Below are 25,495 nucleotides of genomic sequence, written 5' to 3' on the forward strand. Positions count from 1 at the left end.
TGAAAGTGCCGTTCTAGAGCCTTTCGTTCAAATTTTTAGGTAGCCTCTGGCAGCCCTGAAAAGCTATGCTAGAGTGCTCGAATCTACCGATAACGGTTACTGCCGGATTGCGTCGCCTCAAACGGATGGGAGGCCATTGCGACATGACCGGGACAGACCATGCTGGGGCTGTATGCGCTATTTGCTGATTGTTGTGCTGGGCTGGTTGCCACTGCTGGCCGGGGCGGTCGATTTCGACGATTCAACGCGCAGCCTGCCCCTGGGTCGGGAAATGCACGTGTTCGAGGACCGCGAGGGTAATTCCAGCATCGCGCAGGTGAGCGCTCCGGCGTTCAGCGAGCATTTTCGTCGGCACCAGGCTGACGTGCTCAATGCCGGTTATTCAAAATCGGTGTTCTGGATCAGGCTCGACTTGCACTATACCGCCCTGCCTTCGGCCGCCCCGCGCAGCTGGTTGCTGGAGCTGGCCTATCCGCCACTGGACCATCTGGAACTCTACCTGCCGGATGCTGGCGGTACCTTCCGCCTGGCGCAGCGCACTGGCGATGCCTTGCCCTATGCCAGTCGCCAGATCGAGCAGAACAACTTCCTTTTCGAGCTGCCCTTTGTCCCCGGGCAAACCACCACCGCCTATTTGCGCCTGCACAGCCAGGGCTCGGTACAGGCACCGCTGACCCTGTGGTCTGCCAAGGCCTATCTGGAAGAACAACCCACCCGTCTCTATGTCCTCGGCCTGATCTACGGCGTGTTGCTGGGCATGCTGGTGTACAACCTGTTCATCTACCTCAGCGTACGTGACACCAGTTACCTCTACTACATCCTCTATATCGCCTCGTTCGGCCTGTACCAGGTATCGGTCAATGGTGCGGGCGTGGCCTATTTCTGGCCCGACAACCCCTGGTGGGCCAACGCCGCCACGCCGATGTTCATTGGGGCGGCAGGTCTGTTCGGCTGCCAGTTCGCCCGCAGTTTCCTGCAACTGGGCCAGCACAGCCGGGTATTCGATAACCTCCTCAAGGTACTGATGGCCGGCGGTGTGCTGGTCATGCTGCTGTCGCTCACCAGCAGCTACGCCATTGCCTTGCGCCTGGCTACCGCACTGGCCCTGCTGTTTACCGTGAGTATCTTCGCCGCCGGGGTGTTCGCCTGGCGCCGGGGCCTGCGGGTAGCGCGCTACTTCATCATCGCCTGGTCGGCGTTCCTGCTCGGGGGGCTGGTCAACACCCTGATGGTGCTTGGCTACCTGCCCAATGTGTTCCTGACCATGTATGCCAGCCAGATCGGCTCGGCCTTGGAGGTGGGCCTGCTGTCGCTTGCCCTGGCCGATCGGATCAACAGCATGCGCGACCAGCAGGCCCAGGCACTGCGCGAGACCGGCCAGACCCTGGAACGCCTGAACCAGCAATTGGCCCATAGCAACCGCCTGAAGGATGAGTTCCTGGCCACCGTGACCCACGAGTTGCGTACGCCGATGAATGGCGTGATCGGCTCGCTGGAATTGATGCAGACGCTGCCGCTGGAACGGGAACTGGCCCAGTACCAGCGTACCGCCAGTGCCGCGGCCCAGGACATGATGGGCATGGTCGACGACATCCTGATCCTTACCGAGCTGCAGGCCGGGCGACTGAGCGCACACAACGCGCCCTTCTGCTTGCGCGCACTGGTGCAGGACCTGCGTGCCAAGTACGCAGCATCTGCCCTGGCCAAGGGCTTGTACCTGAGCCTGGATACCCCGGCTGACCTGCCCGATATGGTGGTCGGCGACCGGCACAAGCTGGCGCTGTGCATCAGCTACCTGCTCGACAACGGCATCAAGTTCACCCATCAGGGTGGGGTGATGCTGCAGGTCAGGGGGCAACTGCTGGGGCCTCACCTGATCGGTTTGACCATCAGTGTCAGCGACAGTGGCATCGGTTTCGACAGCCTCGATGAGGCCAACCTCTATCAGCGCTTCTTCCAGGTCGATGGCTCGATGACACGACAGTATGGCGGCCTGGGCATTGGCCTGGCGATCTGCCGGCAGTTGGCCGAGCTGATGGGCGCACGCTTGCAGCATGAGTCCAATCCGGGCCTCGGCAGTCGCTTCGAACTCGGGCTGAGCCTGGCCTTGAGCCAGCCGCAAGCGTTGAGCCGGCAGGGGTTAAATCGCAGCTAGTTAGGCGTTTTTGTCACTTTGAGCAGGGGGCGGGGCGTGATTCACTGAAATTTCAGACACGTCCGGATCCAGGAGGCCCACCATGAACCTGCACCAGTACGCTGAAACCCACGAGGTCACCAACCAGCCGCCATCGCTCGATGGCGCCAATCTCTATCGCATCGACGTGCCCCTGCAGCAGTGGTCGCGGCGCTATGGGGCTGGCTGGGCCGAGGCGCGGATAGATGCGTATGGGGCGCTTGCCGGTGGGCCGCTGATGGCGGCGGGGTTTCTGGCCAACCAGAACAAGCCGCAATTCAGCAGCCATGACCGCTACGGTCACCGCGTCGACCTGGTGGAATTTCATCCGGCCTACCACGAGCTGATGCGCACGGCCATCGAGCATGGCCTGCCGTCGCTGCCCTGGACCGATCCTCGGGACGGTGCCCACGTTGCCCGGGCCTCGATGACTTACCTGCACAGCCAGGCCGAAGCCGGCAGTGGCTGTCCGTTGACCATGACCTTCGCCGCGGTGCCGGCGCTCAAGCTGCAGCCGGAGCTGGCCGAGTACTGGCTGCCCAAGGTCCTGGCCACCGAATACGACCCTCGCAACATCGGCGACCGGCACAAGGTCGGGGTGACGTTGGGCATGGCCATGACCGAGAAACAGGGCGGCACCGATGTGCGGGCCAACACCACCCGAGCCTATCCGGTGGGCGCGTCGGGGCCGGGCCAGGCGTACGAGCTGGTTGGACACAAATGGTTCTGCTCGGCGCCGATGTGCGACGCTTTCCTCACCCTGGCCCAGACCGAAAAGGGCCTGAGCTGCTTCTTGCTGCCGCGTCACCGTCCGGATGACAACCGCAACCAGTTCTACATCCAGCGCCTGAAGAACAAGTTGGGCAACTGCTCCAACGCCTCCAGCGAAGTGGAATTTCGCGGCGCCCTGGCCTGGATGATTGGCGAGGAAGGGCGTGGCGTGCCGACCATCATCGAGATGGTCGCCATGACCCGCTTCGACTGCATGGTCGGTTCCAGCGCCCTGATGCGCCAGGCGCTGACCCAGGCCGCGCACCATTGCGCCCATCGCCAGGTGGGCGGGCGCCTGCTGGCCGAGCAGCCACTGATGCAGAACGTGCTGGCTGACCTGGCCCTGGAAAGCGAAGCGGCGCTGGCGCTGAGCCTGCGTATGGGGCATGCCCTGGACCAGCCCGATGACGCCCGGCAGGCTCGCTTTGCCCGCCTGGTGACGGCGGTGGGCAAGTACTGGATCTGCAAGCGAGCCCCGGCCATGATCAACGAGGCCGCCGAGTGCATGGGCGGTGCCGGGTATGTCGAAGAGAGCATCCTGCCAAGGCTGTACCGCGAGGCACCGGTCAACTCAACCTGGGAAGGCTCGGGCAACGTCCAGTGCCTGGATGTATTACGTGCGCTGTCCAAGGAGCCGGGTGTGCTCGATACCCTGTTCGACGAGCTCGGCGATGGCCATGGCGACCCACGCCTGGCCGCGCATATCGGTAACCTGAAGGCGGCATTTGCCGACACCGGCGATATCCAGTACCGCGCCCGCCAGCTTACCGAGGATATCGCCCTGGGCCTGCAGGCCAAGCTGTTGCTCGAGGCCGGTAACACCACGGTCAGCGATGCCTTCATCGGCAGCCGCCTGGGCGGCAGTGGCCGGGTCTATGGGGTATTGCCGCGGGGGGTGGATGTTGGCGAACTGGTGGCACGGGCGACCCCGAACTGGCCGCTCTAACGTGCGTGCCTTTGCCAGAATAAGTAGGCAAGATGGACACATGCATTTCAGACAGGAAGTACATTGTGAGCCGTACTGATGAAGCCTTCGTTGTCGTAGAAACCGCCGAGCAGGCCGTCGATCGTCTGGCGAGCCTGCACGAGCAAGCCACCGCAGCCTTGAGCCTGGCGCTCAAGCGCTACCTCAAGGACCGCACCGAGCCCAACGCCGAGGAGCGGGCGCTGTTTCGCTACCCGGAACTGCGCCTGACCTACGAGTACCACGGCGAAGTGCCAGCCATCACCCGGGCCTACGCCAAGGTGCAATTGCCGGGTACCTACAGCGTCACGGTGACCCAGCCGGCCGCTTTCCGAAACTACCTGCTGGAGCAGCTCAAACCGCTGATGCGTGACTTCACCGTGACGGTCGAAGTGGGCGTCAGCGAACAGAACATTCCCTACCCCTACGTGGTCGAGCAGGGCGATGAGCTGGCAGGTTCCGGTATCACTGCGGCGGCGCTGGCGCGGGTGTTCCCCAGCACCGACCTGTCGGCGGCCACCGACGGCATCGCCGATGGCCTGTACGACTGGGCCAACGTCGATCCATTGCCGCTGGCGCTGTTCGATGCTGCGCGGGTGGATTTCTCGCTGCGTCGCCTGGTGCATTACACCGGCAGCGACTGGCGCCATGTGCAGCCGTGGATCCTGCTGACCAACTACCACCGCTACGTCGACCAGTTCGTCAGCCATGGCCTGGAGCAGCTGCGTGAAGACCCGCGTTTTGTGCGCATGGTCTTGCCGGGCAACGTGATCATCGAAAAGAGCATGGACAACGGTGAAGCCCAGGCCCTGGTGGCTGGCGTGGTCTGGCACCGTTACCAGATGCCGGCCTACCACCTGATCGCTGCCGATGGCGACGGCATCACCCTGGTCAACATCGGCGTGGGCCCTTCCAACGCCAAGAACATCACCGATCACCTGGCGGTGCTGCGACCGCATTGCTGGCTGATGATCGGTCACTGCGGCGGGCTGCGGCAGTCGCAGACCATTGGTGACTACGTGCTGGCGCACGCCTACATGCGCCGCGACGGCATTCTCGACCGCGTGGTACCGCCGCACATTCCGATCCCGGCCCTGGCCGAGGTGCAGATGGCGCTGCAGGAAGCGGCCGCGCAGGTTACCGGCGAGCGTGGCGACGAGCTGAAAAAGCGCCTGCGTACCGGCACCGTGCTGACCTACGACGACCGCAACTGGGAGCTGCGCTGGGCCCAGGAGCGACCGTTGATCAACCTGTCGCGCGCCGTTGCGGTCGACATGGAGAGCGGCACCATCGCGGCCCAGGGTTATCGCCTGCGTGTACCGTATGGCACCTTGCTGTGCGTGTCGGACAAGCCGCTGCACAGCGAAATCAAGCTGCCGGGGGCGGCCAACGCCTTCTACAACCGGGCGGTCAGCCAGCACTTGAAGATTGGTATTGCCGCACTGGACCTGCTGCGCACCGAACTCCATTCGCTGCACTCGCGTAAACTGCGCAGTTTCGATGAGCCGCCGTTCCGCTGAGGCCCCATGCCGTTACCCCCACGTTCCACGCCGCGTCGTCCCGCGGCCAAACCCGCCGGTCCGCGTCGCCAAGCCAAGGCGCCGCCGGCCGAGCCGCGGTTGATCCTGTTCAACAAGCCCTTCGACGTGCTGACCCAGTTCAGTGACGGTGAAGGGCGTGCGACCCTCAAGGACTACATCGACATCCCTGGCGTCTATCCGGCCGGGCGTCTGGACCGTGACAGCGAAGGACTGTTGTTGTTGACCAACGACGGCCAACTGCAGGCGCGTATCGCCGACCCCAGGCACAAGCTGGCGAAAACCTATTGGGTGCAGGTAGAAGGTGAGCCGACCGAGGAGCAGCTGCAGCGGCTGCGTGACGGTGTCGAACTCAATGATGGTCCCACCTTGCCCGCCCAGGCGCGCCAACTCGACGATCCACACCTATGGCCGCGCAATCCGCCGGTGCGTTTTCGCAAGAGCGTACCGACCAGCTGGTTGGAACTGGTGATCAAGGAAGGGCGTAACCGTCAGGTGCGGCGCATGACAGCAGCCGTCGGCCTGCCGACCCTGCGCCTGGTACGGGTGCGGATCGGCGACTGGACGCTGGACGGGCTGGACCAGGGGCAGTGGCGTGAAGTGCCGGCCAGGCGCTAGACGCCCTCGATATAGCCGATTACCACGCTTTTGATGATGAAGGCGAGGATGCCCAGGCCCAGCACGAAAAACAGAATGAAGGTGCCGAACTTGCCAGCCTTGGATTTTTTCGCCAGGTCCCAGACGATAAAACCCATGAAACCAATCAGGATGGTGACCAGGATGGTCATCATCCATTCTTCGAACAACGCAGGATCCATCGATACTCTCCGGCAGGTTGAGGCGCGCGATTATACGCCCCGCTTGCCGGTCTGACTAACGCAGGTGCGTCAGCGGTAGTTCGGTGCTGGCCAGCACCTGGTTGAGCACAAAGCTCGAACGCACGCTGGTCACCCCTTCGATCCGGGTCAAGTGGCCCAGCAGCAGCTTCTGATAGTGGTCCATGTCGGGCACTACCACCTTGAGCTGGTAGTCGGCGTCCATCCCGGTGACCAGGCTGCATTCGAGTACCTGGGGCAGGTTGCGGATCGCAGTTTCAAACGCTTCGAAGCGCTCCGGGGTGTGCCGGTCCATGCCGATCAGCACGTAGGCGGTAAGGCTCAGGCCGAGTTTCTTGCGGTCGAGCAGGGCGACCTGGCGAGAAATGTAGCCGTCGTCTTCCAGTTGCTTGACCCGTCGCGAGCAGGGCGAGGGTGATAGGCCGATACGTTCGGCCAGCTCCTGGTTGGAGATGCGCGCATCGCGCTGCAATTCGGCAAGAATGCTCAGGTCGTAGCGGTCCAGTTTGCTCATGGATCATGCCTTTTCTGTTTCGATTGCGGCGAATTATCAATCCGTAGCTAAAAATTGCGCAAGTGCTATTTGATTGAGCAATCTTCGCAATCCGCTGCCGGTACTGCAGCCTTATGCTTATACCCAGAATCACTGCCCGGACTTCAGTCCAGTGCAGCTCCCTTATCGGGGCAGCTGCGGCCAGCAACCTAAACGGTTGTGCTCGGCCCCTGGGCTACACACTGTCCACAAGACAGCGTGAGGTGAGCCGACGTCACAAGCGTCGAGCACGGACAAAATTCTCGAAGGGAGACCGAAAGGTCTCCCTTTTTTAATGCCTGCGATTTTTCCTGTTGCGGCCGATAGCGTTGCACACGCCCACGTTCAATGGCCCGAGAGGAAGAGCATGAAGTCGCGTATCTGGCAGCTCGCCGGTGTTGGTTTGTTGTGCATCAGTTCCAGTCTGCAGGTCTGGGCGCAAGATGGTTCGCCGCTGCAGTCGCGCCCGGATCAAGTGCGCCAGACCCAGTCGCCTCGCATTGGTTACTACGAGGATATTCCGCACCGAGCCGAGTACGAGTACCGCCGGCAAGAGCGGGATCGCCGGGAGTGCGGTCGTTGGGCAGAGCAGCAGAATGACTTGCGGCGTGCATTCAATGCCTGCCTCAGAAAGCGGGGATACTTGTAGGGGCAAACCCGTCCCTACGGTACAGGGTCGGCGTGCACCAGCACTTCTGCCCTTGGATACTGGCGATGAATCGCCGCAGCGGCCTGGTCGCACAGGGCGTGGGCGTGGGTCAGTGGTAAATCACCCGGCAGCTCCAGGTGCAGTTGCACGAACCAGTGGCTCCCCGACACCCGGGTACGCAGGTCGTGGGCACCGCGTACACCCGGCACGCTGCAAGCCAGCGCCAGCATCTGCTCGCTGATGTCGCTGGGCAGCTCCTTGTCCATCAGGATTGCCGTGCTCTCCCGGGCAATCTGCACCGCGCTCCAGAGAATATACAGGGCGATGCCCAGGCCGAAGAACGCGTCCAGCTGTGGCCAGCCGAGGCGTGCCAGTACCAGGGCGACGAGGATGCTGCCGTTGAGCAGCAGGTCGGAGCGGTAGTGCAGCGAGTCGGCGCGTACGGCGGTGGAGCCGGTGATGCGGATCACCTTGGCCTGGAGCATCAGCAACGCCACGGTCAAGCCCAGCGACAGCAGCATCACGGCAATGCCGATGGCGGTATCGCCCAACGGCTGGGGGTTTTGCAGGCGCTCCACAGCCTGCACGCCGATCAGCACGGCACTGGCACCGATAAACACTGCCTGGGCCATGCCAGCCATGGCCTCGGCCTTGCCGTGGCCATAGCGGTGATCGTCATCGGCCGGCCGCAAGGCGTAGTGCACGGCGAGCAGGTTGAGGAACGAGGCGACGCCATCCAGGGCCGAGTCGGTCAGGCCGGCCAGCAGGCTCACCGAACCACTGAGCCACCAGGCCACCGCCTTGGTGACGATCAGGATACTGGCCACCGCCAGTGAAGCGCGGGTGGCCAGGCGCAGCAGACGTTGATGTTCAGCCGAAGGGGTCATGCTGCTGGGGGCTTCCTTTCAGTGCTCAGGCGGCGGGCGTGAGGCCGTACATAGCCAGTTGCTCGACACTGCCCTTGTGCTGGATCAGGCGCGGGTCGTTCAGCGGCAGGCGCTGGCCCAGTTCGCTTTCGAGGATAGCCTGCAGCTTGCTGTTGTCGACCTTGCCGTCGGCGCCGACGGCCTGGTGGAGCTTTTCAGGGGCCACTTGCGCGGTGGTGCCGCCGGGCAGGTAGATGGCGCCAGTGGCGAAGTCGACGCCGAAGGCGATCAGGCCAGGCAGCACATAGAACAGGATTCCGATGGCATCGAGGGCAGCGACCACCGGGTCGATCTTGCCTTCGATCTGGCCGCGCCGGTCAGGGAAGAAAATCGTGCCGCAGGCCGTCAGTTGAGTCAGCAGGGTGGCGACCAGAACGCCGCCGATGACGCGGGAGGGAATACGCATGGAAATCTCCGGAATGAAGGCCACAAAGATACAGGCAAAGAGCCGGTATCTACAGCTAAGACCATGATAAGGCGGGCTCGGTTCGCCGTTATACTCGGCGCATTGTTCGAGGACCACCATGATTTCATTACCGATCGATTCCGTACTGCCAGCCCTGCGTGATGCCTTGCGCCAGCGCCATGAAGCCGTGCTCGAAGCACCGCCCGGCGCCGGCAAGACAACCCGCGTGCCACTGGCACTGCTCGATGAGCCATGGCTGGACGGCCAGACCATTCTGATGCTCGAACCGCGCCGGCTGGCGGCCCGCGCGGCAGCCGAACGGCTGGCCAGCGAGTTGGGCGAACAGGTCGGGCAGACCGTCGGCTACCGCATACGCCTGGACAGCAAGGTGGGTCCCAACACCCGCATCGAAGTGGTGACCGAGGGTATTCTCACTCGCCGCCTGCAAGCCGATCCGGAACTGGAAGGCGTCGGCCTGCTGATTTTCGATGAGTTTCACGAGCGCAGCCTGGATGCCGACCTGGCCTTGGCCCTGAGCCTCAATGGTCGCGAACTGCTGCGCGACGAGCCGCCCCTGAAGATCCTGCTGATGTCGGCAACTCTCGAGGGCGAGCGCTTGTCGAGGCTGTTGGACGATGCACCGGTAATCAGCAGTGAAGGACGCATGTACCCGGTCGATGTGCGCTGGGGGCGACCGTTCCAGCCGGGCGAGTACATCGAGCCACGGGTGGTCGATACCGTGCTGCAGGCCGTTGCCGACGAAAGCGGCAGCCTGCTGGTGTTTCTCCCCGGTCAGGCCGAAATCCGCCGGGTGCATCAATCGTTGCAGGATGCCCTGGGCGAGCGCCCGGACATTCTCCTGTGCCCCTTGCACGGCGAGCTGGACCTCAACGCCCAGCGCGCGGCCATCGATGCCTCGCCAGCGGGCAAACGCAAAGTGGTGCTGGCCACCAACATCGCCGAGACCAGCCTGACCATCGACGGTGTTCGTGTCGTGGTGGATGCGGGGCTGGCGCGAGTGCCGCGCTTCGATCCGGGCAGCGGCATGACCCGGCTCGATACCCAGCGTATTTCCCGGGCCAGCGCCACCCAGCGGGCAGGCCGCGCGGGCCGTCTGCAGCCTGGCGTGTGCTATCGGTTGTGGTCCGAGGCCCAGCACGAGCAATTGGCCGCCTATGGCAGCGCCGAGATCCTTCAGGCCGACCTCGCCGGGCTGGCCTTGCAACTGGCCCGGTGGGGCGTTACGCCCGATCAGTTGATCTGGCTCGACTCACCGCCTGCGGCCGCCCATACCCAGGCCCTGGACCTGTTGCAGCGCCTGGGCGCATTCAAGCCCGACAGCCAGGACAGCCTCAGTGCCCACGGCCAGGCCATGGCCGAACTGCCGGCCCATCCTCGCATCGCCCATCTGCTACTGCGTGGCCAGGACCTGGGGCTGGCGAGCATGGCCTGTGACGTGGCCGCGTTGCTCGGTGAGCGCGACATCCTGCGCGGTGGCGGCGCCGACCTGCACAGCCGCCTGGCCCTGCTCAGTGGCGAGACCCGCGCGACAAAGGGCGGGCAGGGTGGGGTGCAGCGTGCCCGGCAACTGGCCAGGCAATATCGCGGCTACCTGCGTGGCAAACCGGGTTCGGCGGTCACCGACCCTGGGCATTCGCGCTGGCTGGGCGCCTTGCTGGCGCTCGCCTACCCGGACCGGGTCGCCCAGCAGCGACGTGCGGGGGGCGGCGAGTACCGCTTGGCCAATGGCCGGGCCGCGCAATTCGGTGAGCCGGATGCGTTGATGAAGCATGCATGGTTGGTGGTTGCCGACCTGGGCAGTCGCCAGGGGCAGCGTGAAGAGCGTATCTATCTGGCCGCCGAGTTCGACCCGGCACTGTTCGACGGTGTGCTGGCCGAACAAGTGCGTACCCTCGATATTCTGGATTGGGATGAGCGCGAGAACGTGTTGCGTGCCGAACGCCAGCGCAAGGTCGGTGAGCTGGTACTCAGCCGTGAACCCTTGACCGGCCTTGACGAAGACGCCCGCGCCCGGGCCTTGCTGGAACTGGTGAGACGCAAGGGCCTGGAGCTGTTGTCCTGGACCCCTGAGCTACGCCAATGGCAGGCCCGAGTGGCCTTGCTGCGCCAGCTGGACGTTGAGGCGGGCAACCGCACCGAATGGCCCGATCTGAGCGACGCCACCTTGTTGGCAACACTGTCTGACTGGCTGCAGCCGTACCTGGGCAAAGTCACTCGCCTCAGCCATTTCGCCCAGCTCGACCTGTCGTCGATCCTGCGCAACCTATTGCCCTGGCCGCTTGCGCAGCGCCTGGACGAGTGGGCGCCCACGCACCTGAGCGTGCCGTCGGGCTCGAACGTTCGCCTGGACTACAGCGAGACGCCACCGATTCTGGCCGTGCGCCTGCAAGAGCTGTTTGGCCTGGCCGATACCCCACGAATCGCTCAGGGGCGCCAGCAGGTGCTGCTGCATCTGTTATCCCCGGCGCGACGCCCGGTGCAGGTCACCCAGGACCTGGCGAACTTCTGGCGCAGTACCTACGCCGAGGTGAAGAAAGATTTGAAGGGGCGTTATCCGAAGCACTACTGGCCGGATGATCCGCTGGTGGCAGAGGCCACGGCGCGGGCCAAGCCCCGCAAGGTCTGATGACTGAAGGGCAGCCACCAGGCGCCTGGTGGCTGCAAGTTCGGACGATGCTTCAGTCGATGCGCTTGACTAAAAACGCATGGGGCTCGCCCTCTTCGACGTTCAAGAGGTAGACGTTGCCGGGTGTGTAGTGGGGCGTGTCGAGCATCGCTTTGACCTGGTGCCCCTGGTGGTCGCGCCAGTGGCAAACCAGTCCGTTTGCAGTCCACTCCAGTGGTTCGAGCTTCCAGTAGTGGTTGACCTCTGCATGGGCGTACAGCCCCAGGTAGCCATTGCGGCTGATACCGAGCTTTTTCGCGCCGTTCAGGCCGGTGCCGCAGATGTTGAAGTGCAGGCGGTTTTCGCCCTGGGAATGAAAGACGAAGTCGAACACCGGCGGCGGTTCGGCGCCGCCGGCCTGGAGCCAGTCGTCCTGCGGGGCGATGCCCCATGAGAACTTATCGCTTGAGCGACTGAGGCGCAGGGGGATTTCACGCCCATTCCTGAGCATGTAGATCATGCCGCGGAACGCGTCGATGGTGTCGGCATGCAGGGTGTCACTTTGAACATCGCCCATGGAGAGCTCCTACTCGATTGATTTCAGGTTTCAAGGTCTGCAGCGGCTTGGCTGCCGACTGCACCCTAGAAACCTGTCAACCGGGATTGGAGGCCGAAGACTTTCCTGGCGAGTGTTCAGTGCCTGGCAGGATCAGGCGGTGGCGTTGGTTTCGATCAGCATGAACAGGCGGTACAGCACCACCGTGCTGAACAACTGCAGGAAGCTGTTGAGGCTGTCGAGGGCAAACTGCACGCCGGCCTGTGGCTCGGGGAACGCCATCATGAGCAGGCCGTCAATCAGCCACAGTGGCGCCAGAACCGCGAGGACGCAGATCAGGATGCGCCAGAAGTTGCCCGTGGTCATCCGCGCACTCTCGCGCATGGCGGCGATGACCGGCAGGCCACGCAGCACCAGTAGGTACTCGGCGAACACCAGGTTGATCATCACCCAGATACCCGGCAACACGAACAGGGCAACACCGGCCATGATCAGCAACGAGCTGATCATGATCAGCAGGGCCAGCGTCGGCCACAGTTGCAGTGCCTTGGCGAACAGGTCGCGCTTGAGCGGGGCTTCGCCGTTGCTGCGGGTGTCGAGGTAGAGAATCAGCGCGGCGCTGTAGATCGGGTAGAACAGCAAGCTGACCAGCATGCCGTAGGCAGGCGACGGCTTTTCGCCCAACTGGCTGTAGAGCAGTTGGGTGCACAGGGTTTCAAGCACCACCAGCGGCAGGCACAGCTGCACGATGCTGGTCAGGTGGCGGCGGAAAAAGTACAGGGAGTCGTGCAAAACGCTCAGCGGATTCATCGGTCAACATCGCATGGCAGAAAAAGCAGGGCGTAACTTTAGCCCAGCCGCTCTCCAAGCTGAAGAAAGTTTCATCCCGACTTGTGTTGAATCCGCGTTCCAGACGCCCCATTTTCAGAGCATCCGAATTTTCCGGCGTGTATGAGGTTGCCCGATGAACAGCGAAGAACAAACCCTGATCGATGGCCTGTTCGGCCGACTCAAGCAAGCCGACGACCCGGCCGTACCCCGGGATGCCCAGGCCCAGGCGCGTATCGCCGAGCACCTGCAGCAACAGCCTGCTGCGCCGTACTACATGGCCCAGGCAATCCTGGTTCAGGAAGCTGCCCTCAAGCGCCTGGATGAGCAGAACAAGCAACTGCAGGCCGAACTGCAGCAGGCCAAGGCGCAACCGGCGGCAGCGCCGAACGGCGGCGGTGGCTTTCTTTCCAGCCTCTTTGGCAGCAGTGCCCGCGATCCACAAGCGGCCCAGCCCCAGGCCCAGCCGGTATCGAGTGGCGGCTGGCGCGAGCCGGCGCGGTCATCCAGCCCATCTGGCTTTGCACCCCAGCAAGGCTTCAACGCCGCACCTGCTCCCGCACCGCGCGGTGGCGCCAGCAGTTTTCTTGGTGGCGCCCTGCAGACCGCAGCCGGTGTGGCCGGTGGGGTCATGCTGGCTCAGGGCATCAGCAGCCTGTTCAACCATCACGCGCAGCCCGAAGAGGTGGTCGAGGTGATCAAGGAAGAACCGGCACCTGCCAGCGATAGCGGCTGGGGCAGCAACGACGGTCAGCGCCTGACTGCCGACAACGCCAGCTATGTCAATGACCAGGGCGGCTTGATGGATGCCGATTACGGCAACGACGACGGAGGATTCTTCGACGGCGACGATAGCTTCGTTTGACCGTGCATACCCGCACTGCTTCCAGGCTGGCATACTGGGCGCCGAAACGGCCCCGGTGTGCGGCGGCCGGCAACAGCGCCGTGGCGCCAAGAGGATGAGCGGTGAAGAAGATCGCGGTATTCGCCGATGTGCAAAACCTCTACTACACCGTGCGCCAGGCCTACGGCTGTCATTTCAACTATGCCGCGCTGTGGGCCGATATCAGCCAGCATGGGCAGATCGTCGAGGCAGTCGCCTATGCCATCGACCGGGGCGACAGCAAGCAGCAGCAGTTTCAGCAGATCCTGCGCAACCTCGGCTTCACGGTCAAACTCAAACCCTACATTCAACGTAGCGACGGCTCGGCCAAGGGCGACTGGGATGTGGGGATAACCCTGGATGTGATCGATGCCGCTGCCCGGGTCGACGAAGTGGTCCTGGCATCGGGCGATGGCGATTTCGACCTGTTGCTCGAACGCGTCATCAGCCGCCACGGCATCGAAGCGGTGGCCTACGGCGTACCGGGGTTGACCGCCAACTCATTGATTCGCGCCGCCAGTCGCTATGTGCCCATCGAGGGTGCCTTGCTGCTCAAGCACTAGGTTCTACAGAGGTCGCTTTTTTTGGAACGTATAGCTGTCATCGACTTTGAAACCACGGGCATCTCGCCAGGCGCCGGCTGCCGGGCGACCGAAGTGGCCGTGGTCATGCTCGAACGCGGGCGTATTGTCGAACGCTACCAGAGCCTGATGAATGCAGGAGTGCCGGTGCCGGCCTTCGTCGCCGGCCTGACCGGCATCACCACCGCCATGCTGCGCAGCGCGCCCCCCATTGCCCGGGTCATGAACGAGGTGGCCGAGTTTGTCGGTGACACGCCGATGCTGGCGCACAACGCCTCGTTCGACCAGAAGTTCTGGGACTACGAACTCGCGCAGATCGGTCGCAGCCGCAGCCAGCGGTTTGCCTGTTCGATGTTGCTGGCCCGTCGGTTGATGCCGGCCGCGCCCAACCACAAGCTCGGCACACTGACCCGCTGGGCGGGCCTGCCAGACACCGGCACTGCCCACCGTGCGATGGCCGATGCGCAAATGGCCGCCAACCTGGCCCAACACCTGGCCGGGCAATTGCGCAAGCAGGGCATCAGCACGCCTTCCCACACGCTGTTCTGCAGCCTGCAGAAAGTCCCTGCGGCGAAGATCGGCGAGGCGCTGAAGAGCTACCGCTAGGCCTTCTTGCCGTTGAGCTCCAGATGGCCCAGCGGCAATCGCCGCTCCACCGCACTGGAGAGGATGATCGAGGTTTTGCTGAAGCCGAACTGGGCAACCCGATTGATCAACTCCTCCAGCTCCGGCATTGAGCCCACGGCTGCCTGCATGATCACGCAGGGATCACCGGTGACCCGGTGACACTCGGTCAACTGGGGGATCTGGGTGAGTTCTTCGTAGGTCTGCTGATTGCCGTGGCTGGCCAGGCGCAGTTCGATCACGCACTGTATCGGCAGGCCGATCTTCTCCAGGTCGACCTTGGCCTGGTAGCCGGTGATGACCCCGCTGCTCTCCAGCTTGGCCACCCGTTCAGCGACGGCGGGGGCCGACAGATTGACCTTGCGCGCAAGCTCGGCAAAGGAGGCGCGGCCATTTTCCAGCAAGGCGCTGAGCAGCATTCGATCGTACTTGTCCATGAGCTTCCGAAGGTAGGTTTGGAATCGACGGTTTTTGGCCTGAACAAACGTGCTTTCGAAAGTGTACTGCTCGTTTAAACAGGTTTTGTAACTTAAGTTTACGGTCGTGCCTTTCTAAACTAATCCCCCGACAATTAAAACTCGAGCCCCCCATGCCTGCCTCCCGTCGCTTTCCGCTGGTGCTGATCGGCGCCTTCCTGGCCCTGTACCTGGTGTGGGGTTCGACCTACCTGGTCATTCGGATCGGCGTCGAATCCTGGCCGCCGCTGCTGATGGCGGGGGTGCGCTTCATCATCGCCGGTACCTTGCTGTACGGCTTTCTGCGCTGGCGCGGGGTGCCCACGCCCAGCTGGCCGCAGTGGCGCGCCGCCGGCATCATCGGCGTGCTGTTGCTCAGTTGCGGCAACGGCGGTGTGACCCTGGCCGAGCATGCCGGCGTGGCCTCGGGTGTTGCAGCCCTGGCGGTGGCGACCGTGCCCTTGTTCACCCTGTTGTTCGGCCTGTTCTGGGGCCATCGCAACACCCGGCTGGAATGGGCAGGGATCTTCCTCGGCCTGATCGGCATCGCTCTGCTCAACCTGGGTTCCAACCTGCAAGCCAGCCCTGCGGGCGCCGCATTGATCCTGTTTGCCGCTGCGTCCTGGGCCTTCGGGTCGGTGTGGAGCAAAAGCCTGCCACTGCCGCAGGGCCCCATGGCCAGCGCAGCGGAGATGCTTGTGGGCGGCGTCGTGCTGTTGCTGGGCAGCGCCCTGAGCGGTGAACGCATGACCCAGATGCCGACAGCCGCCGGCTGGGGCGCGCTGGCTTATCTGGTGTTCTTCGGCTCGATCCTGGCCTTCAGCGCCTATATGTACCTGCTCAAGCACGTGCGCCCGGCAGCGGCTACCAGCTACGCCTACGTCAATCCCGGTGTGGCGGTATTGCTGGGGATTTTGTTTGCCGGCGAGCAGATCGGTTTTGAAGAGTGCGTGGCCATGGCGGTGATCATCGGCGCGGTGGTGCTGATCGGTCTTCCGCAGTGGCGCAAGCCTGCGACCGAGGTAACCAAGCCGCAACCCCAGGTACAAGGCGAGCTGTGCAAGTGATCAAGGTTTCTCAGGAAGGCGCTGGCCGAACAAGGTAAACTGCCGCCATTGCTGAATTCCCCTGACGGTACCGCTATGACATTCGCCAAACTCGGCCTGATTGAACCCTTGCTGCGCGCGCTCGAGCGCCTGGACTACAACACCCCGACGCCGGTCCAGGCCCAGGCCATTCCTGCCGTACTGGCCGGGCGCGACCTGATGGCCGCTGCACAAACCGGCACCGGCAAGACCGCAGGTTTCGCCTTGCCGCTGCTGCAGCGCCTGACCCTGGAGGGCGCCAAGGTCGCCAGCAACTCGGTTCGCGCCCTGGTGCTGGTGCCGACCCGCGAGTTGGCCGAGCAGGTACACAGCAACATTCGCGAATACGCTGAACACCTGCCGCTGAGCACCTATGCCGTCTATGGCGGGGTCAGTATCAACCCGCAGATGATGAAACTGCGCAAGGGCATCGACCTGCTGGTAGCCACCCCGGGTCGCCTGCTCGACCTGTTCCGCCAGAATGCAGTGAAGTTCAACCAGCTGCAGGCCCTGGTGCTCGATGAAGCCGACCGCATGCTCGACCTGGGCTTTGCCGAGGAATTGCGCGCGGTGTACGCCGCCTTGCCGGTACGTCGCCAGACCTTGCTGTTCTCGGCGACCTTCTCCGACGAAATCCGCCAATTGGCCGGGCAGACCCTCAACGACCCGCTGAGCATCGAAGTCAGCCCGCGCAACGTTACCGCCAGCACCGTCAAGCAGTGGATCGTGCCGGTCGACAAGAAGCGCAAGCCGGAGCTGTTCAGCCACCTGCTGCGCAAGCAGCGCTGGAAGCAGGTGCTGGTGTTCGCCAAGACCCGTAACGGTGTCGACCAACTGGTCGAACGCCTGCGTGGCCAGGGTGTTAACGCCGATGGCATTCATGGCGACAAGCCCCAGGCCACCCGCCAGCGCGCTCTGGACAGCTTCAAGGCGCGTGAGATCCAGATCCTGGTGGCCACCGATGTGGCTGCACGTGGCCTGGACATCGACGACTTGCCGTTGGTGGTCAACTTCGATTTGCCGATCGTGGCTGAAGACTACATCCACCGCATTGGCCGTACGGGTCGTGCCGGTAATACCGGTGAGGCGATTTCGCTGGTGTGTGCCGATGAAGTCCAGTTGCTGTCGGCCATCGAGACCCTGACCCGCAAGACCTTGCCGCGCCATGAAGAGCCGGATTTCATCCCCGATCACAAGGTGCCGATGACCGACGCCAGTGGTCAGGTGCTGAAGAAACCGAAGAAGCCGAAAAAGCCCAAGGAAAGCAGCAGCAAGCGCAGCCTCGGCCGCTGGATGGACAGCGGCGATGCGCCGGCGGCAGCGCCTGCGGCCAAGCCTGTGCGCAAGGTGCCGACATTCAATACCGGGCCGCGCAAGCGCAAGCCTTGAGATTGATCGCGGGGCAAGCCCGCTCCTACCGGACTGTAGGAGCGGCGGTGCGACGTCTCGACTTGCCCCGCGATGCGATCCACTCCAGCACCCCAAGCCCGGCCTTGCGCCCGCTGGCAAAACACGCCGTCAGCAGGTAACCCCCGGTCGGCGCCTCCCAATCGAGCATCTCACCTGCGCAGAACACGCCCGGCATCTGCGTGAGCATCAAGCGCTTGTCCATCGCCTCGAACACTACCCCACCGGCCGTGCTGATCGCTTCATCCAGCGGGCGAGGGCGCACCAGTACGATCGGCAACGCCTTGACCGCCCGCGCCAGCAAGTGCGGGTCGGTAAAGGTCGGTACATCGGTCAGTTCACGCAACAACGCAGCTTTGATGCCATCCAGCCCCAACTGGCTGTGCAGGTGCTTGGCCATCGAGCGTGAGCCCCGGGGCTTTTCCAGAGCCTTTTGAATGTTATCCACAGTGCGGTTTGGCAGCAGGTCGAGCAGCACGGTGGCGCTACCGGCGGCATTGATGGCCTCGCGGATCTGCGCCGACCAGGTATACACCAGGCTGCCTTCCAGGCCCTGGGCGGTAACGATGCATTCACCCAGGCGCGGCGTTTGCCCGGCCAGGCTCAGCGCAATGTTTTTCAACGGCGCACCTGCAAATTTGCTTTTCAGCAGTTCGCTCCAGGCCTGTACCTCGAAACCGCTGTTTGCAGCCTGTAACGGCGCGACCTGCACGCCTTTATCCACAAGCCAAGGCAACCAGGCCGCGTCGGAGCCCAGCCGTGCCCAACTTCCGCCTCCAAGCGCCAGCACTGTGGCCGTCGGCTTGAGCGTCAATTCGCCCTGTGGATAACCGATTCGCAAGTCACCTTCTGCGTTCCAGCCCAGCCAGCGGTGGCGGGTGTGAATAACTACGCCGGCGTCGCGCAGGCGCTTGAGCCAGGCGCGCAGCAGGGGTGCCGCTTTCATGTCGCGAGGAAACACCCGCCCGGAACTGCCAACGAAGGTTTCGATACCCAGGTCATGAATCCATTGGCGCAGCACGTCGGCATCGAAGCCTGCAAGCAGTTCACCGACAGGTTCGGCCCGCTCGGCATAGCGAGAGACAAAGGCAGGGTAGGGTTCGGAATGGGTGATGTTCATGCCGCCGACGCCTGCCAGCAGGAACTTGCGTCCCACCGAGGGCATGGCGTCGTACAGATCCACCGCAACGCCGGCCTGGCTGAGCACTTCAGCGGCCATCAGCCCGGCAGGCCCGCCTCCGATAATGGCAACGTGTGGGCGGTCGGCGGAGCGGGTGTCGGTCATGGTCGGCTGCAGGCTGGGAAAAGAGCCGGCATTCTACCCCAGCACACTCCTCGGAAACACTGATCAAAAAACGTACAGAGGTCTCAAGGCCAGGCGGTTAAAGGCCTCGGGCCGCTTTCGCTCAGGTTATCCACAGGCGGTTCCACAGTCATTGTGAGTAACCCAATACCCGGCTGGCGCTGTGGTGAAGGATGCCGTGGCGCCGGGCGAGGGCGTGGCGGTCCTTGCTGTAGCCGCCACCGATCACGCCAACCACCGGGATATCCCGTCCCAGGCATTGGCGCAGCACCAGCTCGTCGCGGGCGGCGACGCCTTCATCGGTCAGTTGCAGGTAACCCAGGGCATCGTCCTTGTGCACATCGACGCCGGCGTCGTACAGCACGATGTCCGGGCGGTACAACGGCAGTAGGTAATTGAGGGCGTCCTCGACCACCTTCAGGTAGGCCTGGTCGCCCATGCCCCGGGGCAGGGGGATATCCCAGTCGCTCTGCGCCTTGCGTGCCGGGAAGTTCTGCTCGCAGTGCAGCGACACGGTAATGGCATCGGGGGTGTCGTGCAGGATGCGGGCGGTACCGTCGCCCTGGTGCACATCACAGTCGAAGATCAGCACCTTGTGTACCCGCCCGGCCACCAGCAGGTAATGGCTGATCACGGCGAGGTCATTGAAGATGCAGAAGCCTGCCGGATGGTCGTAGTGGGCGTGGTGGGTGCCACCGGCCAGGTGACAGGCGATGCCATGTCGCAGGGCCTGTTCGGCTGCCAGCAACGAGCCGCCGACGGCGCGTACCGTACGCCGCGCCAGTGCTTCGCTCCACGGCAGGCCGAGGCGACGCTGGTCTTCGCGAGACAACTCGCCATTCATGTAGCGCTCGATGTAGTCGCGGTCATGGGCCAGGGCGAGGATGTCATTGGGGCAGATTTTCGGGCGCAGCAATGCCTGGTCTGTGGTCAGGCCACTGTCGACCAGGTGATCGCGCAGCAAGCGGAACTTGTCCATCGGAAAGCGGTGGTCGGCCGGGAATTCGGGGCTGTAGTCGTCGTGGTAGATCAGCGGCAGGGGCATGGCAAGTACTTGAGCAGGGCAGACGCCGATCTTGCCAGCAGCGGCTGCCGTTGCGCTACTTTGTAAGCAGACCAACGACTTTTCCACAGGCGAACTCGAGATGCTGGCTTCCTGGACGTTCTGGGCGTTGCTTTCAGCAGTGTTTGCGGCGCTGACGGCCATTTTTGCCAAGGTGGGCATCAGCGGTATCAACTCGGATTTCGCCACCTTGCTGCGTACCGTGGTGGTGCTGATCAGCCTGGCGCTGATTTTGTATGCCACCGGCCAGTACCAGCCATTGAGTTCGATCTCGGCGCGTAGCTATCTGTTCCTGCTGCTGTCGGGACTTGCCACGGGCGCCTCATGGATCTGCTACTTCCGTGCGCTGCAACTGGGCCAGGCTTCGCAAGTCGCGCCTGTGGATAAACTCAGCGTGGTGCTGGTCGCCGTGCTTGGGGTCACCCTGCTCGGCGAACGGCTCGACCTGCGTCAGTGGGCCGGTATCAGCCTGGTCACTCTGGGCGTAGTGATGCTGGCATGGCGCTGAGGGTCGCTGCGGGCCGTGTGCGGGTGCGACGCAAGGCTGGTGCTTGCAGGGCCTGACGGCCATAGAAGAACACTGCTGTCACCCAGGTGGTCAGCCAGACGAAAATGCCTGCCCAGAAGGTATGCGACATATAGTGCCAGCCTTGCAGGACGCGGGTCGTCCCATAAACGAAGCCCAGCAGCAGGATCGCCACCAGCAAGGTGCGCGAATGGTGCCAGCGGTAGCGCCGGGCGACGAAGTACAGGGCCAGCAAAGTAAAGCCACTGGAGGCATGCCCACCTGGCCAGCAGCGACCCTCGCCGGCCTTGCTGAGCCAGGAGAACTGCTCATACCACTCCGTGCGCAACTGCGAGCCGCCATAGAGAGTGGTCTCCACCGGGCAATACACGCTGGTATGGCTCTTGAGGTAGTGGATCACAGTGGTACACAAGGCGAAGGCCACGACCACGAAGAGAAAGTCGCGCCGATGCGCTGCGACCAAACGCAGCAGCGGGGCGATACGCGAAGTTTCCAGGAGGCGGCTGTTGGCAAGCCGGGGGCGTTTGGCCAGCAGTGGCCAGATGAACGACAGCAGTGAGCCGATGATCGCCGCCTCGCCGGTCCAGTTCGGCAGAATTCGTGGCCACTTGTGGGTGACTTTCTCGAACCATTGATCATGCAGCAGTGGGAACTGGCCGGTGGCAGGGTCCAGCAACAGGTTGCTGATCAGCCGGTCCAGCGAGGTCAGGTCGAACAGCAGGAAAACCAGCATGGCAAACAGCAGAGGGATGCCCAGGTTGGCCAGGTAAAAAGCTTTGCGAGAACCGGCCTGCATGCTTACGTCCTTGTGCTGTTCAGGAGTTTTTGCCATTGACCGGCGTTCATCTGGCCGAGGATTCGTGGCTTGCCGTTGGCCGCGACGGAAACGAACAAGGCACTGGCATAGTCGCTGGCGCGCTCCCCGCCGGGCACGTTCAACTGGCGTTCCATATGGTCGATGCAGCCGCTGTGGGTCACCAGCACCAGGTTGTGCTCCGCCGACTTGTGCGCAAGGGCTGTCTTGGCGAAGTCGCTGTCGCATTGCTGTACCCAGTCTTCACTGCTGACGGCCTTGCCGAAGATAAAGTGCGCGGTCTGCCGGGTTCTGAGCTGTGGGCTGCTGAGCACGTCGGCATCTTTGAGGCCCAGTTGCTGCAGGCCATGGCCGACGTCTGTGGCGCTTTGGCTGCCTGCCACGGTGATCCCGCTGGGGTCGTCCAGGCAGCGGTTGCTTGACCGGTCACAGCGCTCGGCGTGGCGGATCAGCACGATAACGGCGCCTTTGGACCATTCTTTGTAAACACCACTGCTGCGCATTTGATTGTCGCTGCCAAGGTCCACGATTTGAGTTCTCGTTGATGCCCATGCGGTGAGTGAGGCCAGTGCGAGTAACAGGCACAGGCCGACAACCATCGTGTTGAGGGAGGGTAGGCGTCGTCGTTCGAGCGCTGACCGTGGGGTGTTCTGAGCGGTGCCTGGCAACATGCTGCTGCTCCATGACGCGGGGTCGGATCGGGTAGCAGCCGCAGGGGCAGGTACCACGAGAATGGCAGCACTGTAGGGGGCGGTCCGTGGTGAGCAGGTGAAGTGGATGTGAAAAAAATCTTTGCCGCGCAATTGAATGGCTGGCGACGCTCTTGGCGGTGGCGGGAACAAAAAACGTGGGTGAGGTGTCGGAGAAACGCAGCATCTTTTAATTGATTGCTGCTGTAGTTGTAACTAAATGTATGTATCAGAGTATAACTTATGAAATAATTAGTTACTTTGCGTAAATATTGTAAATAGACTTCAGTTGATAATTGCTCGTAAATAGTATTGCGCATCATTTTCTGATGGTGGCAGTACTAATGGCACATAAAGTTGAAACAATACGTCGTTCAGAATCCGGTCATCTCTACACGGCACTGGGTCTGGCCGTGGCTTCCTGGTCTTCGGTCAGCCTGGCTGAAACTTCAAATGCGCCGGTAAACAAACCGGGAACGGCGTTGGAGCTCGATGCCACCGATATCACCGGCAAGCACCACGAAACGTTCAAGGTCGATGAAATGTCATCGCCCAAGTTCACCGCGCCCCTGCGTGAAACGCCCAAGTCGATCACCATCATTAATGAAGCCTTGATCAAAGAGCGGGCTGCCACCTCGCTCACCGATGTATTGCGCACCACGCCGGGTATTACCCTGGGCGCGGGCGAGGGCGGTACGCCGTTGGGCGATCGCCCGTTCATTCGCGGCTTTGAAGCCAGTACCGATATCCAGATCGATGGCGTGCGCGACCTGGGGCGTATCTCCCACGAGGCGTTCAACGTCGAGTCGGTGGAAATCGTCAAGGGCCCTGGCTCGGCCTACAGCGGCCGGGGTTCGACCGGCGGCTCGATCAACCTGGTGAGCAAGACCGCCAAGATGGAAGACTCCATCGGTGGCAGCGTGACCATGGGTACCGATCAGCTATGGCGCAACACTATCGATATCAACCAGTACCTGCCCGAGCAGGATCTGGCGCTTCGTTTGAATGCCATGAAACATGAAGCCGACACACCGGGCCGCGATGATGTCGAAGTCAAACGTTGGGGCATTGCGCCGACCATTACCTGGGGCTTGCAGGGCCCGACCCGGGTCACCGCAAGTTACTACCACCTTGAAACTGACGATATTCCGGATCAGGGCCACCCGATTTCCCTGATCACCCAGAAACCTGCAAACGTTGATCGCGACAACTTCTACGGCCTGGTGGATCGTGACTTCCGTAAAACCTCCGCCGACCTGGCAACTCTGATTCTCGAACATGACTTCAGTGAAGAGCTGTCGGTACGCAACACCCTGCGCGGTGGCCGTACCATGCAGAACTACGTAATGAGCCGTCCGGTATTTGCCAACGTCGCGCAAGAAGAGGCCGGGCTGGTCGGGCGCGGGTTCCGCCCACGCAATGTGGTCAACACCTCGGTCATCAACCAGACCGACCTGTTTGGCAAGTTCCAGACCGGTGACATCAAGCACAGTTATGCCGCAGGCCTAGAAGTCAGCCGCGAAACCATTACCGACAAAGACAAACATGCCGGTAACAACGGTATTGCGGCGGATCTCTACAACCCCAATCCCCATGACGGCGGCTGGACGTTGTTGCCAGGTACCGGTGAGGTCACCAGCAAGAACCAGACGCAGGTCAAGTCGCTGTACGTCTTCGACACCCTGGGCCTGCATGAGCAGTGGGACCTGAACCTGGGCCTGCGTTACGACGACTATGAGGTGAAGAACCGCGTCGAAGGCGGCGCCGAGTCGTCCAGCGAATTGTGGAACTACCAGGTCGGCGTGGTCTTCAAGCCGATGCCTAACGGCAGCATCTATCTCTCCTATGGCACATCGTCCAACCCGTCGGGTGAGAACACCCAGTCGGGCGGTGCAGACGGTGCTGGTGCCGGTAACCTCAACGGCAACAAGGCCAACCTGGACCCGGAAAAATCCCGCAGCGTAGAGCTGGGTACCAAGTGGGATGTGCTCAACGAGCAGCTGTCGCTGACCGCCGCCGTGTTTCGCACCGAAAAAACCAATGCCCGGGTAACCGACCCGATCACAGGCCTGGTGGCCCTGGATGGCGACCAGAAGGTCACCGGTATCGAGCTGGGCGCAACCGGCCGCATCACCGATGCCTGGGCGGTCTGGGCGGGCTACACCTACCTGGACGCCGAAGTGGTGAAGTCGGGCGGTGACCGCAGCAACGACGGCAACCAGTCCAAGTTCATTGCGCCCAACAGCTTCAGCGTGTGGAGCTCCTACGACATCACCGACCGCTGGACCGTCGGTGCCGGCGCCAACTATATGGACGAGCGCTACATGAACGACGCCAACACCATCACTGTCGATGACTACTGGCGCTACGACGCAATGGTCGGCTACAAGGTCAACAAGAATCTGGACCTGCAGCTCAACGTCCTGAACCTGACCGACGAAACCATCTACGATGCGTCCCATGTCGGCTTGTTCGCCACCGTGGCGCCGGGCCGCTCGGCCGAGCTGACGGCAAACTTCAAGTTCTGATACTGCCCGCCCCGAAAGTCTCGACAGTGCCGGCCTGGCCGCGCTGTCGAGATGCTGAATTTTCTCACTGCCTGATCGCCACATCGCTTGCGCCTGCCTACGCTGTAAACTGCAGGTGATGTGCTCAGGAGCAGGCAATGACCCCCATACTCGAACTGGAAAGCGCACGCCTGGTGCTGCGCCAATGGCAGGACGACGATCTTGCCGAGTTCTGCGCCATGTGCGCCGATCCGCAGGTGATGCGCTACTTTCCAGCTCCGCTGACGCGTCTTGAAAGTGCCGCCTTGATCGGTCGCATTCGTGGCCATTTCAATGAATACGGTTACGGGCTCTGGGCCCTTGAGCGCAAGGACACCGGTGCCTTCATTGGCATGACTGGCCTGCTCAACGTCAACTTCCAGGCCGACTTCACTCCCGCCGTGGAAATCGGCTGGCGCCTGGCGCGTCGTCATTGGGGCCTGGGCTTTGCCAGTGAGGCGGCCTGGACCAGCTTACGCTGCGCCTTTGCCCAGCTGGGGCTCGAGCAAGTGGTGTCATTCACCACCGAGAGCAACCTGCCGTCGCAGAAAGTGATGCAAGCCATTGGTATGCAGCACGACCCGGGCGGCAGTTTCCTGCACCCGAAACTGCCCGAGTTTCATCCCCTGCGCCCCCATGTGCTGTACCGCATCAACCGGGCCCAGTGGCAGCAAACACTGCGTGGCTGAATCGCACAACATACGGGTGGGTAAT

The 25,495-nt window shown here is 62.7% G+C and carries 24 protein-coding genes and 1 pseudogene; 14 read left to right on the forward strand and 11 right to left on the reverse strand.

The window, feature by feature from the left end:
- The first annotated feature begins 172 nt into the window (after positions 1 to 172).
- From NPS58_RS07225 to NPS58_RS07240, 4 genes are all read left to right on the forward strand, one after another.
- Positions 173 to 2,155: a sensor histidine kinase gene (locus tag NPS58_RS07225; protein ID WP_274114696.1), complete on the forward strand. Its 1,983-nt coding sequence runs from the start codon at positions 173 to 175 to the stop codon at positions 2,153 to 2,155.
- An 82-nt stretch (positions 2,156 to 2,237) separates the two neighbouring features.
- The gene (locus tag NPS58_RS07230) at positions 2,238 to 3,890 is read left to right on the forward strand and encodes an acyl-CoA dehydrogenase family protein (protein WP_274114697.1); all 1,653 of its coding nucleotides are present in this window, start codon (positions 2,238 to 2,240) and stop codon (positions 3,888 to 3,890) included.
- A gap of 32 nt (positions 3,891 to 3,922) precedes the next feature.
- Entirely contained in the window at positions 3,923 to 5,428 is a 1,506-nt protein-coding gene (amn, locus tag NPS58_RS07235; RefSeq protein ID WP_274114699.1) for an AMP nucleosidase, read from the forward strand.
- Positions 5,429 to 5,434: 6 nt separating this feature from the next.
- The gene (locus NPS58_RS07240; protein WP_274114701.1) at positions 5,435 to 6,064 is read left to right on the forward strand and encodes a pseudouridine synthase; all 630 of its coding nucleotides are present in this window, start codon (positions 5,435 to 5,437) and stop codon (positions 6,062 to 6,064) included.
- Here the strand turns inward: NPS58_RS07240 and NPS58_RS07245 are convergent.
- Both NPS58_RS07245 and NPS58_RS07250 read right to left on the reverse strand, forming a co-directional pair.
- Positions 6,061 to 6,264 carry a DUF2788 domain-containing protein gene (locus NPS58_RS07245; protein ID WP_045182665.1) on the reverse strand — a complete coding sequence of 68 codons (204 nt, stop codon included), beginning with the start codon at positions 6,262 to 6,264 and terminating at the stop codon, positions 6,061 to 6,063. The two genes, NPS58_RS07240 and NPS58_RS07245, sit on opposite strands and share 4 nt — an antisense overlap.
- 55 nt (positions 6,265 to 6,319) lie before the next feature.
- Positions 6,320 to 6,796 (reverse strand): Lrp/AsnC family transcriptional regulator, encoded by a 477-nt coding sequence (locus NPS58_RS07250; protein WP_028944377.1) that lies wholly within the window; start codon positions 6,794 to 6,796, stop codon positions 6,320 to 6,322.
- Positions 6,797 to 7,181: 385 nt separating this feature from the next.
- Here NPS58_RS07250 and NPS58_RS29560 point away from each other — a divergent pair, with 385 nt between their 5' ends.
- Positions 7,182 to 7,463, forward strand: a complete 282-nt coding sequence (locus tag NPS58_RS29560; protein WP_425313027.1) for a hypothetical protein — start codon at positions 7,182 to 7,184, stop codon at positions 7,461 to 7,463.
- 14 nt (positions 7,464 to 7,477) lie between these two features.
- Here the strand turns inward: NPS58_RS29560 and NPS58_RS07260 are convergent, their stop codons facing one another.
- Entirely contained in the window at positions 7,478 to 8,350 is an 873-nt protein-coding gene (locus NPS58_RS07260) for a cation diffusion facilitator family transporter (protein WP_274114703.1), read from the reverse strand.
- 25 nt (positions 8,351 to 8,375) lie between these two features.
- On the reverse strand, positions 8,376 to 8,795 hold the full coding sequence (locus NPS58_RS07265; protein WP_274114705.1) for a polyribonucleotide nucleotidyltransferase: 420 nt from the start codon (positions 8,793 to 8,795) through the stop codon (positions 8,376 to 8,378).
- A 118-nt stretch (positions 8,796 to 8,913) separates the two neighbouring features.
- On the opposite strand from NPS58_RS07265, the gene hrpB reads away from it, so the two are divergent.
- A complete protein-coding gene (hrpB, locus tag NPS58_RS07270) occupies positions 8,914 to 11,442 on the forward strand; it encodes an ATP-dependent helicase HrpB (RefSeq protein ID WP_274114707.1) in 2,529 nt (842 codons plus the stop codon).
- Between the two features lie 52 nt (positions 11,443 to 11,494).
- On the opposite strand, the gene NPS58_RS07275 is transcribed toward hrpB, so the two are convergent.
- Both NPS58_RS07275 and NPS58_RS07280 read right to left on the reverse strand, forming a co-directional pair.
- Positions 11,495 to 11,998: a hypothetical protein gene (locus tag NPS58_RS07275; protein WP_274114709.1), complete on the reverse strand. Its 504-nt coding sequence runs from the start codon at positions 11,996 to 11,998 to the stop codon at positions 11,495 to 11,497.
- Between the two features lie 132 nt (positions 11,999 to 12,130).
- On the reverse strand, positions 12,131 to 12,787 hold the full coding sequence (locus NPS58_RS07280; protein WP_274114710.1) for a YciC family protein: 657 nt from the start codon (positions 12,785 to 12,787) through the stop codon (positions 12,131 to 12,133).
- A gap of 154 nt (positions 12,788 to 12,941) precedes the next feature.
- On the opposite strand from NPS58_RS07280, the gene NPS58_RS07285 reads away from it, so the two are divergent.
- The 3 genes and pseudogenes from NPS58_RS07285 to NPS58_RS07295 all read left to right on the forward strand — a co-directional run.
- Complete coding sequence (locus NPS58_RS07285; protein ID WP_274114711.1) at positions 12,942 to 13,670, forward strand: DUF2076 domain-containing protein; 729 nt, start codon at positions 12,942 to 12,944, stop codon at positions 13,668 to 13,670.
- A 101-nt stretch (positions 13,671 to 13,771) separates the two neighbouring features.
- Positions 13,772 to 14,251, forward strand: coding sequence for an NYN domain-containing protein (locus NPS58_RS07290; RefSeq protein ID WP_028944369.1), 480 nt, complete (start codon positions 13,772 to 13,774; stop codon positions 14,249 to 14,251).
- 18 nt (positions 14,252 to 14,269) lie between these two features.
- Positions 14,270 to 14,875, forward strand: a pseudogene (locus tag NPS58_RS07295) (3'-5' exonuclease); the annotation flags it as partial.
- Here the strand turns inward: NPS58_RS07295 and NPS58_RS07300 are convergent.
- Entirely contained in the window at positions 14,872 to 15,330 is a 459-nt protein-coding gene (locus NPS58_RS07300) for an Lrp/AsnC family transcriptional regulator (RefSeq protein WP_274114712.1), read from the reverse strand. The pseudogene NPS58_RS07295 and the gene NPS58_RS07300 overlap by 4 nt on opposite strands.
- 152 nt (positions 15,331 to 15,482) lie before the next feature.
- On the opposite strand from NPS58_RS07300, the gene yedA reads away from it, so the two are divergent.
- On the forward strand, positions 15,483 to 16,415 hold the full coding sequence (gene yedA, locus NPS58_RS07305; RefSeq protein ID WP_274114713.1) for a drug/metabolite exporter YedA: 933 nt from the start codon (positions 15,483 to 15,485) through the stop codon (positions 16,413 to 16,415).
- A 75-nt stretch (positions 16,416 to 16,490) separates the two neighbouring features.
- Positions 16,491 to 17,822, forward strand: a complete 1,332-nt coding sequence (locus NPS58_RS07310; RefSeq protein WP_274114714.1) for a DEAD/DEAH box helicase — start codon at positions 16,491 to 16,493, stop codon at positions 17,820 to 17,822.
- 25 nt (positions 17,823 to 17,847) lie between these two features.
- On the opposite strand, the gene NPS58_RS07315 is transcribed toward NPS58_RS07310, so the two are convergent.
- Together NPS58_RS07315 and NPS58_RS07320 are read right to left on the reverse strand one after the other, a co-directional pair.
- A complete protein-coding gene (locus NPS58_RS07315; RefSeq protein ID WP_274114715.1) occupies positions 17,848 to 19,125 on the reverse strand; it encodes a TIGR03862 family flavoprotein in 1,278 nt (425 codons plus the stop codon).
- A gap of 148 nt (positions 19,126 to 19,273) precedes the next feature.
- Positions 19,274 to 20,188 carry a histone deacetylase family protein gene (locus tag NPS58_RS07320; RefSeq protein WP_274114716.1) on the reverse strand — a complete coding sequence of 305 codons (915 nt, stop codon included), beginning with the start codon at positions 20,186 to 20,188 and terminating at the stop codon, positions 19,274 to 19,276.
- A 100-nt stretch (positions 20,189 to 20,288) separates the two neighbouring features.
- Here NPS58_RS07320 and NPS58_RS07325 point away from each other — a divergent pair, with 100 nt between their 5' ends.
- A complete protein-coding gene (locus NPS58_RS07325; RefSeq protein WP_274114718.1) occupies positions 20,289 to 20,714 on the forward strand; it encodes an EamA family transporter in 426 nt (141 codons plus the stop codon).
- On the opposite strand, the gene NPS58_RS07330 is transcribed toward NPS58_RS07325, so the two are convergent.
- Positions 20,680 to 21,528, reverse strand: a complete 849-nt coding sequence (locus NPS58_RS07330; protein ID WP_274114720.1) for a phosphatase PAP2 family protein — start codon at positions 21,526 to 21,528, stop codon at positions 20,680 to 20,682. The two genes, NPS58_RS07325 and NPS58_RS07330, sit on opposite strands and share 35 nt — an antisense overlap.
- 2 nt (positions 21,529 to 21,530) lie before the next feature.
- Entirely contained in the window at positions 21,531 to 22,217 is a 687-nt protein-coding gene (locus NPS58_RS07335; protein WP_425313028.1) for a histidine phosphatase family protein, read from the reverse strand.
- Between the two features lie 362 nt (positions 22,218 to 22,579).
- On the opposite strand from NPS58_RS07335, the gene NPS58_RS07340 reads away from it, so the two are divergent.
- Together NPS58_RS07340 and NPS58_RS07345 are read left to right on the forward strand one after the other, a co-directional pair.
- The gene (locus NPS58_RS07340; protein WP_274114722.1) at positions 22,580 to 24,763 is read left to right on the forward strand and encodes a TonB-dependent receptor; all 2,184 of its coding nucleotides are present in this window, start codon (positions 22,580 to 22,582) and stop codon (positions 24,761 to 24,763) included.
- Between the two features lie 137 nt (positions 24,764 to 24,900).
- Positions 24,901 to 25,470 carry a GNAT family N-acetyltransferase gene (locus NPS58_RS07345; RefSeq protein ID WP_274114724.1) on the forward strand — a complete coding sequence of 190 codons (570 nt, stop codon included), beginning with the start codon at positions 24,901 to 24,903 and terminating at the stop codon, positions 25,468 to 25,470.
- Positions 25,471 to 25,495: the final 25 nt, after the last annotated feature.

The organism is Pseudomonas putida (assembly GCF_028682455.1).
Taxonomy (GTDB): Bacteria; Pseudomonadota; Gammaproteobacteria; order Pseudomonadales; family Pseudomonadaceae; genus Aquipseudomonas; species Aquipseudomonas putida_AA.

Excerpts from the sequence above, each read along its gene's own strand:
- NPS58_RS07240 (WP_274114701.1), top strand. The coding sequence starts at position 5,435 with ATGCCGTTACCCCCACGTTCCACGCCGCGTCGTCCCGCGGCCAAACCC.
- NPS58_RS07330 (WP_274114720.1), bottom strand. The coding sequence starts at position 21,528 with ATGCAGGCCGGTTCTCGCAAAGCTTTTTACCTGGCCAACCTGGGCATC.
- NPS58_RS07315 (WP_274114715.1), bottom strand. The coding sequence starts at position 19,125 with ATGACCGACACCCGCTCCGCCGACCGCCCACACGTTGCCATTATCGGA.
- NPS58_RS07260 (WP_274114703.1), bottom strand. The coding sequence starts at position 8,350 with ATGACCCCTTCGGCTGAACATCAACGTCTGCTGCGCCTGGCCACCCGC.
- NPS58_RS07320 (WP_274114716.1), bottom strand. The coding sequence starts at position 20,188 with ATGCCCCTGCCGCTGATCTACCACGACGACTACAGCCCCGAATTCCCG.
- yedA (WP_274114713.1), top strand. The coding sequence starts at position 15,483 with ATGCCTGCCTCCCGTCGCTTTCCGCTGGTGCTGATCGGCGCCTTCCTG.
- NPS58_RS07310 (WP_274114714.1), top strand. The coding sequence starts at position 16,491 with ATGACATTCGCCAAACTCGGCCTGATTGAACCCTTGCTGCGCGCGCTC.
- NPS58_RS07340 (WP_274114722.1), top strand. The coding sequence starts at position 22,580 with ATGGCACATAAAGTTGAAACAATACGTCGTTCAGAATCCGGTCATCTC.
- NPS58_RS07275 (WP_274114709.1), bottom strand. The coding sequence starts at position 11,998 with ATGGGCGATGTTCAAAGTGACACCCTGCATGCCGACACCATCGACGCG.
- NPS58_RS07345 (WP_274114724.1), top strand. The coding sequence starts at position 24,901 with ATGACCCCCATACTCGAACTGGAAAGCGCACGCCTGGTGCTGCGCCAA.
- NPS58_RS29560 (WP_425313027.1), top strand. The coding sequence starts at position 7,182 with ATGAAGTCGCGTATCTGGCAGCTCGCCGGTGTTGGTTTGTTGTGCATC.
- NPS58_RS07230 (WP_274114697.1), top strand. The coding sequence starts at position 2,238 with ATGAACCTGCACCAGTACGCTGAAACCCACGAGGTCACCAACCAGCCG.
- NPS58_RS07225 (WP_274114696.1), top strand. The coding sequence starts at position 173 with ATGCGCTATTTGCTGATTGTTGTGCTGGGCTGGTTGCCACTGCTGGCC.
- NPS58_RS07245 (WP_045182665.1), bottom strand. The coding sequence starts at position 6,264 with ATGGATCCTGCGTTGTTCGAAGAATGGATGATGACCATCCTGGTCACC.
- NPS58_RS07300 (WP_274114712.1), bottom strand. The coding sequence starts at position 15,330 with ATGGACAAGTACGATCGAATGCTGCTCAGCGCCTTGCTGGAAAATGGC.
- NPS58_RS07285 (WP_274114711.1), top strand. The coding sequence starts at position 12,942 with ATGAACAGCGAAGAACAAACCCTGATCGATGGCCTGTTCGGCCGACTC.
- NPS58_RS07325 (WP_274114718.1), top strand. The coding sequence starts at position 20,289 with ATGCTGGCTTCCTGGACGTTCTGGGCGTTGCTTTCAGCAGTGTTTGCG.
- hrpB (WP_274114707.1), top strand. The coding sequence starts at position 8,914 with ATGATTTCATTACCGATCGATTCCGTACTGCCAGCCCTGCGTGATGCC.
- NPS58_RS07250 (WP_028944377.1), bottom strand. The coding sequence starts at position 6,796 with ATGAGCAAACTGGACCGCTACGACCTGAGCATTCTTGCCGAATTGCAG.
- NPS58_RS07335 (WP_425313028.1), bottom strand. The coding sequence starts at position 22,217 with ATGTTGCCAGGCACCGCTCAGAACACCCCACGGTCAGCGCTCGAACGA.
- NPS58_RS07265 (WP_274114705.1), bottom strand. The coding sequence starts at position 8,795 with ATGCGTATTCCCTCCCGCGTCATCGGCGGCGTTCTGGTCGCCACCCTG.
- NPS58_RS07280 (WP_274114710.1), bottom strand. The coding sequence starts at position 12,787 with ATGAATCCGCTGAGCGTTTTGCACGACTCCCTGTACTTTTTCCGCCGC.
- amn (WP_274114699.1), top strand. The coding sequence starts at position 3,923 with ATGGACACATGCATTTCAGACAGGAAGTACATTGTGAGCCGTACTGAT.